The organism is Haloferax volcanii DS2 (genome assembly GCF_000025685.1).
Taxonomy (GTDB): Archaea; Halobacteriota; Halobacteria; order Halobacteriales; family Haloferacaceae; genus Haloferax; species Haloferax volcanii.
Genome location: NC_013968.1, coordinates 1 through 12,385, shown reverse-complemented (window position 1 = coordinate 12,385; position 12,385 = coordinate 1). Strand labels below are relative to the sequence as shown.

Below are 12,385 nucleotides of genomic sequence, written 5' to 3'. Positions count from 1 at the left end.
CGTCATCTCGTGGCCGCAACGGCTCTGTTGAAACCCTCCGAACCAGACAGAACCAGCGTGCTGAATATAGAGGATGAGTTCAGCAGAGAACTCATTCGGGATTGACCCAAAGAATTTACACATTCACGATTGATGGATATCATGGCTCGCCGCTTCAGTAGCGCCCTCTTATTGACTGTATTCGGAGCTGCAGGTGGGCTCATTTCAGTGGTTGCCGTGACTCAAATTGGGGACAGCCCACCTGAACGACTCGCAATCGGTCTTGCACTCATCCTCAGCGGTGTGTTACTACTGCTGGGTCTCGTGCGGGTGTACGGACACGAGACGGGTGCCAAGCGGACGGCGACTTTACCTGCAAAAATCCTTCTCGTCATTGGTCTCTGTACTGCCATCGGTGGCATCGCTGTGTTCGAGCCATGGCGCGCTGACGTTTCTCAGGGGTTTCGAATGATTATCACTGGCATATGGGTTTTCGTCGGAAGTGGCCTCACTGTCGCCGGAAGACACTGGGAACACCAACAAGAATCGCGATATCCACTTGCTGTTTTACTGACCGGCCAACTACTGAGTCTGTTCTACGTGGTGTTCGAATCGGTAGACAGTGTCCTCCCACCAATTCCTACCCCTGCCTTGCTTCTGCTCGGGACGATTGCTGGTATCCCGGTTCTCTGGGTGCTGTACCACCAACCAGCAACTGACACCCGATGAATGTGCCTCAGTAATAGACAGCCACATTGTCTCGAATGAATTGGCTCAAGTGGCTCTGGACGACGATTCCAATCGACTTGCGCCCTCTGTTCAGTTCGGTCGAGATGAGCTACCTGAAATCGGACAGGGGGTCAATTGCCCTCTCGTTGCTGTTGTAGTGTTGCTTTTGCGCGTGCGACGTAAGAATTTGCAGACCAACTCCGGGCGTCGCTCATCTTCTCGAGTGACTGCTCCGCAGAATCGGGAGAGAGCACGTCGTTCCGCACGAGGGCAGTGAGTAGGATTGGCGTCGTCACGAGACGAGTGTCAACGAGTGATGCATGGACCAGTGCGAGTCGGTTGAACTCGTCGCAGAGGAGTTGGCTCGCGTCCACTTCGTTCGCCAACGTGACTGCCGCATTCTCGCCATCGTCCAGTGGAAACGTTTCGTCCAATTCGACAGGACGGACATCGAACGCGTTCTTACGGTCAAGCACAGCTTGTGCTGCCTCTCCAGAGCATCCGTGTTCGGTTAAGCGGAGAAACCGACAGACGGCGCTCTAGTGACGAAGCTATCGTTGTAGACCGCGTGGGGAGAGAATGTGCTAAACCAACTCTCCCCGGATCTCATACGACGACGGTTGACTTCCCTGTTTCCCACCGAGCTAATCGAAGACATCGCGCGCGAGCGCGATGTCGTCCAGCGTGACCGGAAAATCGACATCACGATGCTCGTCTGGACGCTCATCATGGGCTTCGCCGTCGACGGCGAAGCCCGAACTATCGCCGGCTTTCAACGGGCGTACTCCGCAGCAACCAACCAGACCGTTGCCCGCTCAAGCTTCTACGATCGGTTCACGCCGGCCCTCGCAGCACTGTTGAACGACCTCCTCGAGCACGCTCTCGAGGAGGTCGCGGTTCCTCACACGATCGCGCCACAGTTCGAGCTGTTTCGAGACGTACTGATCGCCGATGCAACCGTGTTCAGGTTGCATCGGCTCCTCGATTCGTTTCCAGCCACTCACTCGGGTCAATCCGGCGCGAAACTCCACCTCGTGCAGAACGCGACCAAGCAGACGATCGAGCAGTTCCAGCTCACCGATGAACGCACCCACGAGAGCAGCCAACTCCGCACCGGGAGTTGGCTACGAGGCCGGCTGTTACTGTTCGATCTGGGCTTCTACAGTTTCCGCCGCTTCGCGTTGATCGAGGAGAACGGCGGGTTCTTCCTGAGTCGGCTGAAGTCGAACGCGAATCCGTTGATCGTTGGAGAGCGACGGAAATGGCGCGGGCGCGCCATTTCCTTGCCAGAGCGTCGTCTTCGGGACGTTCTGGAAGATCTCAGTCGGGAGATCATCGACGTAACGGTAGAGATCGAGTTCAAACGGCGGGCATACGCTGGGAAGGAATCAACGGATTCGATGGAGTTTCGCGTCGTCGGTGTCCGCAACGAGGACACCGACGACTACCACCTGTACGTGACGAATCTGCCCGATGAGTTCACTCCAAGGCAGGTCGGGGCGCTGTACGGGTTGCGGTGGGAAGTGGAGTTGGTGTTCCGGGAACTGAAGTCGCTGTATGGGCTGGAGAAATTCCAGACGAGTGATCCAGCGATCGTGGAGCTGTTAGTGGTGGCGGCTCTGCTGACGCTGACGGTCAGCAGAGCCTTGCTCGGGGTGTTTCAGGAGCTGTTCCCAGAGACAGTGTTTCCGCGAGAACGCTGGGCGAAGACCTTCCGGTCTCTCGCCCAGCTCATGCTCGAAGATCTGGCCCAGTCGTTCGGCCATCCACCGCCGAACCTGTCGGAACTGCTGTTTCGTGACGCCCGCCAACCAGAGAAATCGCGGCTCTTACTCAACGAACGAGTAGCTGAGGCCTTCAGGAGGCGATCCAGTGCTTAACCGAACACCAATGCTCTCCAGAGGCATCGTCGTAAGATGCTGTTTCAGCCAATTCTTCGAGAACTTGCTTGGGGAGCAGGAGTTCGTGTGACTCAAGAAGCAAATCGAGTGGGTTTGTCGTGGCGTCTGCTACGGTTCCCAAACTAACGAGGGCAGACGTATCAGCGACGATGCGCACCATCTATGTGTCGGCCAACTCTTCTGCCACGTCGTCAACGAATGCCTCGCTCAACTGCTGTTTCAGGAGACGAAAATTTGCGGCCTCCTCGTGACCGACGAGAGACTTTAATTCCTCGAAGGTAATGGCGTCGTCGTAGTACGCTTCTGCGACCTCCTGCTTCACTTCGTCAGAGTGCGCTGCGTCCCGAAGATACTCGCGGAGGGCTGAGATGAGAATGTCCGTCCGGTCTGTCTCGAACACCGCTGCAAGGGTGTCAGCCCGATCCACCAGCCCTCTCGGTGCTCGGAACTGCACTCGCTTCTTCTCCGATTCGGAACTCATGTGTGTACATTGTGAGTGCGGTGGTAAAATACTTGTCTCGCACAGTCGTCTGACCGTGTTCAATTCACCAAACCACTTTGACCGACTTGCGCCCTGTATTCAGCACGGCCTCAGCAAACTATCAGCGCCTGAGGGATTCAACAGAGCCATCTAGACGTTTCAGGTTGCTGGATGGCCGTCTGTCGACCGAAGCCGTACTCTACGACTCTGCTAAAGTTCGCCTGTTATCAGTCGTTTGCGTGACGGGCCCTTGCTGTCATCGAGCGCATCGTTGAGTTCGCCACGCACCCGAGTTATCGAGCGCAGTTCAGTCCCTTTGCCAATCTCAAACTCATCGCACGTCAGCGCTCGCGAGAGTTCATCGCGTAGTTCTGTGGCGACCTCACGGCCGCTCACGTCGACGAGCGTCTTGTATTCATCCACCGCGAGGTAGGTTGCATCGTCGATAGCGTCAGCGGCCCAACGGTCGAACAGGTAGTCCTCGAACCGCTTCCGAATCGCCTTGCGCCACTCAATCTTCACCGGGAACGGCGACTCATTGGTCTTGTCGAGAGCTGTCTGACGTGTTGTCGTCCCGCCGTCAGTCATGAGATGGACTTCTGAGGCGGAGTCGTCGCCGGCCTTCTGCTCCTGGTCATTGTTATCGTCGACGTCGTCGATAGGATGCACGTCGACGACCTGCCGCTTCGCGTCACGGAACCGTCGTGTTGGACCGTAGACCGGGTTTTCGACAGCGTAAGCATTGCACTCGTGGATGGTCACTTTCAGTTCGTCGGTGTCGGTTACTATCCAGTTCTGGATGGGCGTGCCGTCGATCACGAACGTCAGATGGTGGTGTTCGGCGTTGCTGTCGTTCGTCCCGTGTCGAAGTCGGGCCGTGCGAACGTCACCGTTCGCCATCTTGACCTCGAACCAGTCGCCTCGAAAGTCGTCGTTGGTCCAGTCGCGGGCACGTCGGAACAGGTCGTCGGGACTAATGTAGTCATCCCCCGCGAACGCGGAGCGCTGGCAATTCGAGCAGACGTTGAGTTCGTCAGCGAGCGCATCGACCTCCAAGAGTTCGCGATGGTCCGTCTGAATTTTCTGCTTGACTCCGCGACTGCCACAGAACGGGTCGTGCGTCTCAGGGTCGACGACGTGAGCCGTGCCGACTCTCTCGGAGATTCCCTCAATCCCAATCGTTTCGATGGCAAGCGTCGCGCCGGTCGGTGACCGCGTGACCGCGCTCGTGGTCGTCTCTGTGTCGACCGAACGTGGCCCCTCGTCGTCCTCGTCGAAACAGAACTGGTAGACCATGCCGAGTTCGTAGATGCGACCGCGAGCATCGTTGTTGAAGATAGCACCTTCCCACTCGGCCATCAGTCGGTACTGCTTGCCCGTCCCACCGGAGTAGGTAACGAGTAGCTCATCGACCGAACCGTCGTAGTTGCTCTTGATGGTATCGACGGTAAACTCGCGGAACAGGATTTGACACTTCGCGTTGGAATGGAACTTGAGCGTGACCGTGTCGCCCTGGGAAATATCGTCGGTGGTGAGTTCGTTCGGTGCAATCGTGTGGGTGCTCGTCTCTGCCATCACACCTACAACATACACCGCCAGCCACTTAGTAATTACGCGATGGCGTAATGATCTAAAAAATTCGATTGTGTCGAGACGGTTCGATTCGAGAGTATTAGCGGACGTCAGCGCACCTCGAACAGTAGAGATCGTCCCGCGAGTGAATCTCGGTACAGCGGGCACAGACGCGCTCATCGGGCGTACAAGGCCCGCCACGTTTGCTGGGGGCTATCGGCGTCATTTGTCATCACCGCGGGGATGCGTCTCGGCTTCGGAGAGTGCGTCGCGGACTTCGGCCTGCACGCGCTGGAACGCTTTGTCCATCGCTTTGTTCATCCACGTCTGACCAGTTGTGCCGCCGCCGACGTAGCGGTCGAGTGCGCCGACTAAAGCCTCGGCCTCCTCAACGGTGTTGACCACGACGTTCGTTTTCTGTCGTTCCAGCGTCCGCGCTGCGAGCGTGTAGGGTTCGGCGTCAAAGTCGACAAAATGCCCCCACGCCTTCGAGCGGGCCTTACCAGTCCACGAGACTTTGATTGGTGTCTCCAGTTCAGTTTCGTCCTGTGCGTCGGTCGCACCGCAATCGTCTACTGCCATCACAACTACAACATGAACCCCTATCCGCTTATTAGTTACTGCATAGCGTAATTGTCGAATTGGTTCGTTAGCATATATGAAAACGTATATGTACAAATTCAGCCCGTAGTGGGCTGTACTGGTGAGTATCTACTGAGGTGTGTCGAAAGAAAGATCGGCCCGTGTCGTCAGTTAGAGAACATCCTCGGTCCTAAACACACCGTGGACCGCGGCGTCACCGTATCTGTCTGCGACGATGTTCGTATCGACACGAGAGTCTAGGTCGTGCGCACGGCGGTGACTGTGACTAATCGACGCTCGGAACCACTTAGGCCCCTTCTCGACGACGACCTTCGGAACAAGCGACCCATCAACTTCCACAGCCTCGTAGCCGCGTGTTACCGTTGACCGCTTCGCAGCCGAGTAATAGCGCACCAAAATCTCGTCGTGGTCCGGGTGGGAAACGACGCGCGTTGCGAAGAACCGCGACTCACCGAGGTCGGTATGCAGGTCGGGATGCGAGCCGTGTTCCGCCCATGACTCAGGGATAACAAACATCTCCGCGGCGTCGTCAGCAGGGTTGAACGGTGCGTTGGCTCGGTTTGAAATAGTCTTACCTGACTTGTCGGCTTCTGCTGCCATCACATCTACTACATACACTCCCAACATAATAATAGTTACGCCATGCAGTTTTAACGAAATGGCGTTGGTTTTATATTACGGCAGCCTAAGTAATAGACGTGATGGCAGCAGATAACAGCCGTTCCGACGCAGGCACCGCACTCCAGAATACCGTCGACCCTCGAGCTGATCTCGTCGACTCTGTCGAACGTTCGCTCTCCAAGTCCGTCCATGAGTTCCTCGGATTCCACAACGCAGATGAAGCGTTCTTCGAGTACGGTGCGGTTCCGTCGATGAACCATCAGAGACTCATCGACGCGGTGTTTGGTGCTGTTGAGCAGACTGACTGGAAGGTCGCGACCGTCCAGACCGACCGCAAGACCATCATCCTCCACCGCGAGTAACGACATCCATCGCCCTTTTTCGGTTTTGAAGAGCTACATTCGAAGGTAACCGTGTGGGCGGAATTGAGAAGGTGTCTGCACGGTTCTTCACCGTCCGAACGCTTATCCTCTGAGACCGATTCGAGTTTAGTATGGCAAGTGCGACTCGCAACGGTGACGACGACTTTGAGGGGGTCGAGTTCATCCGCGAAGACGACGGGAGTATCACCGCCCGCGATACCGAGACTGGTCTCGCACGTGGTGGCGACACCCGAGCAGAAGCACTTTCGCAGCTTGCGGAGGTTCTCGTTCTCCACGAGGGTGGTGGTGAGCCCATCACCGACGATGACCTCGAAGAACTCGGCCTCGACCCCGACGAGTTCGAGAACCGCGAACTGCCCGACTTTATGCAGTAGATGGTACGGAGGACGTTCTCTGGCCGCGAGGTCACCAAAGCACTCACGAAGTACGGATACGTCCCGAAATCCCGCCATGGAAGCCACGTTCGGCTCCGATACGAGCATCCTGAGACGGGAGAAGTCCGAAACGTCGACGTGCCGCAGCACGACGAACTCAAGATTGGGACTCTCAGGTCTATCGCCGACCAATGCGGCGCGAAGGACTTCCACTCGTGGTGCGAGTGGATCGAACAGACGCTGTAACCGTCATCGATGTGGGCGTCGGTACGCTGAACACTGGACTACTGCGGCGACTGACATCACGCTCCTGTCTGATCTTCTCGGGAAAAGCCTCGAAACTGGATTCATCGCAGTTGGTGAGCCGGGGGCGTCCTCACCGCGGACAAGCCCGGTTTCGTTTAGGTGTTCGAGTCGGTCGCTGTCACGTCCTCGGGACGATGGACCGGCCCGTTGTGGCGGTGTTCGTCGCTGTGGTATTCCACGTCGTAGGGCCACTCATCGGCCCATTTGAGAGCGTCAGTAGCAGATGGGAAGCCGACGGTATGCCACTCTCCTCGGTGGTCTTCGTAGCGGACGTAGCGGTGCACGTCGTCGCTCGCCTCCTGGTCGTCGCGCGTCGTGACGTCGCACCCGCGAGCGTTCGCCGTCACAGCGCCGTCGGCGAACTCGTCACCACGGGATGCGTCCTCGGGAACGTCCTCAACGGTAATGTCGACCGTGTTGTCTTCCTCGAACGGGCGCGTATTGAGGTGGTAAAATCCGTCGTCAACGAGCGCGTGGACGACGCGGTCGACGGTCGGTGAGAACGTGCTGTCCTCGTCGACGACGGCGGTGTACGTGTTTGAGTCACCGGGGCCGTAGACCGCGCTGATGGCGTCGTCGAGTCCGAGGATCTGTTCGCGCGTCTGCTCTGCTTCACGCACCATGCGGGCGCGTTCCGCACTGAGCGTCGAGTCGCCTGAGACGACCCCGTCGTCGTTCGACTCTGCTGTCTCCGCGACGTCCTCGCGCAGTTCTTCGATGATGGTCTGCTCGTCGTCGTCGCGGTCATCCGAGGTGTCGTCGCGAAGGTCGCCCGCCACGACGAACATCTCGAACACGCTCCCGAGTTCGCGTGTACGGTCTGGGCCGTTCTCGTATTCTCAGTACATCACAAAGCCTGTTAGTTGAGACGTCTGCTTGCTGAAGATGTGTCCAAGCAACCACAGCAAGCAGACGATGAAATCCACGAGGACCAGCTCCTTAACTTCCTCGTCAACTCTCTTGACGAGGAAGTTGCTCTCTCACTCGCTGAAAACGCTGAACTCGATGCTGAAGACATCTACGAGGTCCTCGTCGGCGCCTGCGCCGACGGGACCTCGGTCTCAACGCTCTGTGAGAGAAGCGAAGATGCACCCCACGAAAACTCCGTTCTCTACCATCTCCGCACTAAATTCGATCTAGAAACGCTCGAACAGGTTGGCAACATGCTCCTCCAGAAAGACGTTCTCGACGTCCTTCCCCAGCAGGTGGAGGTCTGCGCAGACCTCCACCTGCGGCCCTACTATGGTGACGAAGACGACACGGACGGCCTGTATCACTCACAAGCGAAGCGTGGAACCACCGCGTTCCACGCGTACGCGACGCTGTACGCACGCGTGAAGAACAAACGCTACACGCTGGCGGTGCGCCGTCTCGAAGACGGCGACACCGCCAGCAGTGTCCTCGCAGAGTTCCTCGGTATTCTCGACGGCCTTGACCTCGGTGTCAAGGCCGTCTATCTTGACCGCGAATTCTACGACAGCAAGTGTTTGACGCTGCTTCAGGCGCACAACCACGCGTACGTCATGCCGATCGTCCGCTGGGGACGGACGATCAAGCGAGAACTCTCGGAAGGGTGGAGTCGCGTGATTCAGCACAGTCTGACGGCGAGACTCGACGGTCACAGCTGGACCGTCGAGTTTCCCGTCTACATCGACTGTACCTACCAGAACGGACGGTACGACGAACATGGCGTGGCGCGTCACGGCTACGCCGCTGACGCGCCGTTCATCGACTCACCACGAGACGCTCGATACCACTACGCGAAACGCTTCGGTATCGAGGCAAGCTATCGACTCTCTGAACAAAGTATCGCGACGACCTCGACACAAAATCCGGTTGTACGGCTGCTGTACGTCGTGGTGAGCTTGCTGTTACAGAACGTGTGGCGGTATCTGCACTGGGAGTACGTGGCGACGCCCCGCCGAGGCGGGCGTCGCCTCTGGCAGTGGCCATTCAAGGAGTTCATCAACATGATCCGACGGGCAGCGTGGACGGCCCTCGCGACGCGTCGGGCCGTCCCCGCGAACCGGCCACCGGACGACCGGTTCCACCGGTAACTCCCGACCGGGCTAGCCAACGGTGGGAGTGGCGACGCTGTCGCGTCGGCGGCAGCCGCCGCCGACAGCGACGGCTCTCCGCCGATCCGTCCATGATTCTCTCGTCGAAACCGCCAATGCAACCGCTCGGCCACAGAATTCAGGCTTCAGAGACAGCTAGGCGAGGATGCTTTGTGAGGTACTGATACTTCGTTTTGTCCCATTCTGGAGATTGGGAGTCATCATTCAGATCGTAAAGATCTACAGATGAGAATGTGGTTTGTCCAGGCAACTTGGCACAATCTTGGTCTTGTGTGTAATTATTCGCTTCCAAAGTAAGCGTAGCCTTGTCGAATGTCCTATCATCATAATTTGGCGAATAGAGATAGGTATACTCACCAGTAGTCTTATTGATTATATCAATATACCACTCGCCGTTGTCTTGTTTTACAATTGCTCCAGATAGCTCGTCTCCAACATCAACGGTAATTGGGGTGCTGTGCTCACCAGTATTGTTATCTTCTACCCACCAAGCAGCAATTTCCCATTCTCCTTGAGTAAATCGATTAAATTGCAATACCGGCTGTATAATAATTCGTTTGTCACAAATTCCAAGGCAATTAATCAAAGAAGAGAAATAATACATAGTTGGATCAAGTACATCACCGTATTTATCTGGTTTTGAAGGAACAGTCCAATCGGCGTACATACTCCCATATGTGCCATTGAAATATGTATCACCTACATATGCGAGCCACTGATTCGTATTTGTATCCGGCTTTGTTCGATCTTGAGCCTGCTTAGTTGGTGAATCAGGAATCGAAGAGGTTCTTTTAGGTCGAGGAGGGCGTTTTGGTGGGCGTTGTTTGGCCTTTCCTGTTCCTCTTTTATTTTGGTTTGTCAGCTTTACGTTTGATTCAGGGACTGTTTTACCAGTTGGGAGCCCAACTGTAGGTTCTTCGGCACTAGCGGTGCCAACTATACCAGATGTGAAACCAGCAGCGCCAATCATTTGGAGGGCTTTCCTTCGTGTCACTTTTTCGTTCTTTCGTGCCACATTACATGTTTATGATTGGGACATTATAGAGTTAATGGCACTGTCTAGATAAGGCACGAGCAGGACGAAAAGTTAGTGATCTATGCTACTCTCAAACCTGCTCAAAGTGCTGTGTTGAATAGCGCTCTTGAGCAGGAATGAAACTAATCCAAGCCGACGATCACTCGCCTCGGCTATTCAACAGATGATTTGCCCTACGAAGACACAACTATTCAACAGAGCAGCAAAAAACTCCTCGGGCAGTCTTATCGGTGAAAACAGTCGTAATCTCAGCGGGTATCCCTATTACTCAGATCCATCGCCATCTTTCGCGTTGAACTGTGCAAGCGTCTCAATGACCGCATCGAGGACCGCATCCACCTCATCAGCATCAACACCACTCTCAGACGCAGCACGAGCGGTGACAGCCTGTCGAACCATCTCGTCGTTCAGGGGTTTCAATCCACCACGCCACTCGCGGCCAGTCTCCAGCGAGTGTTCACGAACAGTCTCTACAAACTCGTCATACTCATCGGGCATATTGCTCGCGAGTATGTCGAGGTCGGATTCTAAGCGGCGTTCCAGCCGACTTCGGATACGCGATTCAACGACTCGAACGTAGTCACGTTCCGCCTCCTCGCCGGACCTAGTGACGCCGTCGACGAGAACCGACTCCTCAGTTGGCGTAATGTATCCACGCCCGGCTTCACCAAGTTCATCGCTCGCTTTTTCATCTGCTGTCATTGTCTACTCATAATTCACCCCACCAAATATAAAATAGTAACGTCGTTTCGTTATTACTCGGTGGTGTTATTTATATTGTAACAGAACAGAAGACCGCGCCCTTCAGTTTTAAAGGAGGAGCGGATGAGAATCTTGGCACAGAACCCAACGCTCCCCCTTGGAGATTGCTCTCCAATCTACCGTAAGAAAGTGAGAGGTAAAAATATTTGCAGATGATGGACAGCGAAGACGCGAGAATTGAAGTGATGTAGGATTAATTTGAAATTTGATTCACACTTAGGCCTATTTCTGATTTACTGTTTAATCATAGACACCAAATCCTCATGCGGTGCGATTTTATCCCGGTCCACGTCAGACCGAAGCGCGTCTAAGTAGTGAATTGAATCAAAAGCCGGCTCATATTCTCTCCACGTCCCTTCTTTGTCTTGATGAAGGGTACTGCGAAGTAGACCCTCGTCAACGAGTGACTGAAGGTATCGAGCAACTGTTCGGTCACTTACCACTTCTGCCGATTTCGAACGACCTGCGAGCGTCTGGTATCGTCGAACAATCTGGGCAGTCCGTGGGGAGGTGACGTCAGCGACTTCGCGGAGTTCCATATACGCGCACAGGACTTGTCTCTCTTTAAGAGAGAAATCAGAGACGATGCTATCAACGTGCTCTCTCGCCCACATATCATTTGCTTGGTTGATCTCCGTCTCTGTCACCCTCCCATCACCCCGGTTTGCTATGTCCCCACCGTATTTGAGCAGGTCGAGCGCAAACCGCGCGTCACCTCCTTGTTGGGTAGCAAGTGCCGCGCACAGACTGATTGCCGATTCGTCGACGGACCCCTCAGCAAACGCTTTTTCAACACGATGGTTCAGCACCTCACGCAGTTGGTTCGAGGTGTAAGCGTCGAACTTCACCGTCCGCTTTCCGATGGTTGACTTCACGTGCGGGGACAGTTCGTTCTTAAACGATGCATCGGTCGTCGTCGCAACGACACCCATCTGCTTCCCTGCCAAAGCATCATTCGAAGACGAGCGAGTCAGGAGGTAGAGCAGCTTGTCAACATCGTCAATGTCGCTCAGTTCGTCGATAGCGACAACGACTGCTCCGTCGAGGTCCTTGATACCCTCAGCGACTGCGTTCAACAGAGCGGAGTATGAGTGCCCCTGTCGGAAGTCGGTATCAGGGTGAAGTTTATTTGCGAGGTCGCGGGTGAGCTGATACCCCGTATTGTGCTGGGACCCGTTGACGATGACGTAGGAGAAGTTCACGCCCTCAATTGACTCAATTTCATAGTCCAAGATATTGAGCACGACTCGAACAGCAGCGGTCTTTCCAGACCCGTTCGGGCCACGGACGAGTACGTTGTCCGGCTGATCTCCGGTGATGATTGGTTGTAAGGCAGTTGCCAGCTGTTGCATCTCGTCGTCTCGGGTATCTCCCGCTAACTCGTCAGGAACATAATCATCCTGTAACGAGTCGCGGTTGCGGAATACCTGTGTCTCTGTGTCAGTATTGAAAAGCTTCATGGGTTCTGTGCCAACCTCTGTTTAAGGCATAATAGTCAACCACATTAAACCTTGTGACCACCGTGTCGAGTGGGTCTAGATTGTCGAATGTGTCGTGTGG

At 55.4% G+C, this 12,385-nt stretch carries 14 protein-coding genes and 1 pseudogene; 6 read left to right on the top strand and 9 right to left on the bottom strand.

Annotated features, from left to right (window positions below; translation table 11 throughout):
• The first annotated feature begins 141 nt into the window (after positions 1 to 141).
• Positions 142 to 708, top strand: a complete 567-nt coding sequence (locus tag HVO_RS20350; RefSeq protein WP_144064059.1) for a hypothetical protein — start codon at positions 142 to 144, stop codon at positions 706 to 708.
• Between the two features lie 131 nt (positions 709 to 839).
• On the opposite strand, the pseudogene HVO_RS21370 reads toward HVO_RS20350, so the two are convergent.
• A pseudogene (locus tag HVO_RS21370) lies at positions 840 to 1,202 on the bottom strand (hypothetical protein); the annotation flags it as partial.
• Between the two features lie 87 nt (positions 1,203 to 1,289).
• On the opposite strand from HVO_RS21370, the gene HVO_RS19350 reads away from it, so the two are divergent.
• Complete coding sequence (locus HVO_RS19350) at positions 1,290 to 2,588, top strand: IS4-like element ISHvo12 family transposase (RefSeq protein WP_013035120.1); 1,299 nt, start codon at positions 1,290 to 1,292, stop codon at positions 2,586 to 2,588.
• A 181-nt stretch (positions 2,589 to 2,769) separates the two neighbouring features.
• On the opposite strand, the gene HVO_RS19345 is transcribed toward HVO_RS19350, so the two are convergent.
• The 4 genes from HVO_RS19345 to HVO_RS19330 all read right to left on the bottom strand — a co-directional run bounded on the left by HVO_RS19345 (position 2,770) and on the right by HVO_RS19330 (position 5,865).
• Positions 2,770 to 3,090: a hypothetical protein gene (locus tag HVO_RS19345; RefSeq protein WP_013035672.1), complete on the bottom strand. Its 321-nt coding sequence runs from the start codon at positions 3,088 to 3,090 to the stop codon at positions 2,770 to 2,772.
• A 210-nt stretch (positions 3,091 to 3,300) separates the two neighbouring features.
• The gene (locus tag HVO_RS19340) at positions 3,301 to 4,665 is read right to left on the bottom strand and encodes a hypothetical protein (RefSeq protein WP_013035714.1); all 1,365 of its coding nucleotides are present in this window, start codon (positions 4,663 to 4,665) and stop codon (positions 3,301 to 3,303) included.
• Between the two features lie 219 nt (positions 4,666 to 4,884).
• Positions 4,885 to 5,244: a hypothetical protein gene (locus HVO_RS19335; protein ID WP_013035679.1), complete on the bottom strand. Its 360-nt coding sequence runs from the start codon at positions 5,242 to 5,244 to the stop codon at positions 4,885 to 4,887.
• 171 nt (positions 5,245 to 5,415) lie between these two features.
• Positions 5,416 to 5,865, bottom strand: coding sequence for a hypothetical protein (locus HVO_RS19330; protein WP_013035737.1), 450 nt, complete (start codon positions 5,863 to 5,865; stop codon positions 5,416 to 5,418).
• A 101-nt stretch (positions 5,866 to 5,966) separates the two neighbouring features.
• On the opposite strand from HVO_RS19330, the gene HVO_RS19325 reads away from it, so the two are divergent.
• From HVO_RS19325 to HVO_RS19315, 3 genes are all read left to right on the top strand, one after another.
• Positions 5,967 to 6,248 carry a hypothetical protein gene (locus HVO_RS19325; protein ID WP_013035733.1) on the top strand — a complete coding sequence of 94 codons (282 nt, stop codon included), beginning with the start codon at positions 5,967 to 5,969 and terminating at the stop codon, positions 6,246 to 6,248.
• 131 nt (positions 6,249 to 6,379) lie between these two features.
• On the top strand, positions 6,380 to 6,643 hold the full coding sequence (locus tag HVO_RS19320; protein WP_013035701.1) for a type II toxin-antitoxin system HicB family antitoxin: 264 nt from the start codon (positions 6,380 to 6,382) through the stop codon (positions 6,641 to 6,643).
• Positions 6,644 to 6,889, top strand: a complete 246-nt coding sequence (locus HVO_RS19315; protein ID WP_013035697.1) for a type II toxin-antitoxin system HicA family toxin — start codon at positions 6,644 to 6,646, stop codon at positions 6,887 to 6,889. It begins immediately after the preceding gene.
• Between the two features lie 155 nt (positions 6,890 to 7,044).
• On the opposite strand, the gene HVO_RS19310 is transcribed toward HVO_RS19315, so the two are convergent.
• Positions 7,045 to 7,737, bottom strand: a complete 693-nt coding sequence (locus HVO_RS19310) for a hypothetical protein (RefSeq protein WP_049941513.1) — start codon at positions 7,735 to 7,737, stop codon at positions 7,045 to 7,047.
• 99 nt (positions 7,738 to 7,836) lie between these two features.
• Here HVO_RS19310 and HVO_RS19305 point away from each other — a divergent pair, with 99 nt between their 5' ends.
• Complete coding sequence (locus HVO_RS19305) at positions 7,837 to 9,006, top strand: ISH3 family transposase (protein ID WP_013035579.1); 1,170 nt, start codon at positions 7,837 to 7,839, stop codon at positions 9,004 to 9,006.
• A gap of 139 nt (positions 9,007 to 9,145) precedes the next feature.
• On the opposite strand, the gene HVO_RS20335 is transcribed toward HVO_RS19305, so the two are convergent.
• The 3 genes from HVO_RS20335 to HVO_RS19295 form a co-directional block, all read right to left on the bottom strand.
• The gene (locus tag HVO_RS20335; RefSeq protein WP_013035695.1) at positions 9,146 to 10,042 is read right to left on the bottom strand and encodes a hypothetical protein; all 897 of its coding nucleotides are present in this window, start codon (positions 10,040 to 10,042) and stop codon (positions 9,146 to 9,148) included.
• Between the two features lie 285 nt (positions 10,043 to 10,327).
• Complete coding sequence (locus HVO_RS21365; RefSeq protein ID WP_013035692.1) at positions 10,328 to 10,765, bottom strand: hypothetical protein; 438 nt, start codon at positions 10,763 to 10,765, stop codon at positions 10,328 to 10,330.
• Between the two features lie 293 nt (positions 10,766 to 11,058).
• Positions 11,059 to 12,285 carry a Cdc6/Cdc18 family protein gene (locus HVO_RS19295; protein ID WP_013035677.1) on the bottom strand — a complete coding sequence of 409 codons (1,227 nt, stop codon included), beginning with the start codon at positions 12,283 to 12,285 and terminating at the stop codon, positions 11,059 to 11,061.
• Positions 12,286 to 12,385: the final 100 nt, after the last annotated feature.

What these genes read in the sequence shown, in the direction of transcription:
- HVO_RS20350 (WP_144064059.1), top strand. Translation starts at nt 142, where the DNA reads ATGGCTCGCCGCTTCAGTAGCGCCCTCTTATTGACTGTATTCGGAGCT.
- HVO_RS19345 (WP_013035672.1), bottom strand. Translation starts at nt 3,090, where the DNA reads ATGAGTTCCGAATCGGAGAAGAAGCGAGTGCAGTTCCGAGCACCGAGA.
- HVO_RS19340 (WP_013035714.1), bottom strand. Translation starts at nt 4,665, where the DNA reads ATGGCAGAGACGAGCACCCACACGATTGCACCGAACGAACTCACCACC.
- HVO_RS19335 (WP_013035679.1), bottom strand. Translation starts at nt 5,244, where the DNA reads ATGGCAGTAGACGATTGCGGTGCGACCGACGCACAGGACGAAACTGAA.
- HVO_RS19330 (WP_013035737.1), bottom strand. Translation starts at nt 5,865, where the DNA reads ATGGCAGCAGAAGCCGACAAGTCAGGTAAGACTATTTCAAACCGAGCC.
- HVO_RS19325 (WP_013035733.1), top strand. Translation starts at nt 5,967, where the DNA reads ATGGCAGCAGATAACAGCCGTTCCGACGCAGGCACCGCACTCCAGAAT.
- HVO_RS19320 (WP_013035701.1), top strand. Translation starts at nt 6,380, where the DNA reads ATGGCAAGTGCGACTCGCAACGGTGACGACGACTTTGAGGGGGTCGAG.
- HVO_RS19315 (WP_013035697.1), top strand. Translation starts at nt 6,644, where the DNA reads ATGGTACGGAGGACGTTCTCTGGCCGCGAGGTCACCAAAGCACTCACG.
- HVO_RS19310 (WP_049941513.1), bottom strand. Translation starts at nt 7,737, where the DNA reads ATGTTCGTCGTGGCGGGCGACCTTCGCGACGACACCTCGGATGACCGC.
- HVO_RS21365 (WP_013035692.1), bottom strand. Translation starts at nt 10,765, where the DNA reads ATGACAGCAGATGAAAAAGCGAGCGATGAACTTGGTGAAGCCGGGCGT.
- HVO_RS19295 (WP_013035677.1), bottom strand. Translation starts at nt 12,285, where the DNA reads ATGAAGCTTTTCAATACTGACACAGAGACACAGGTATTCCGCAACCGC.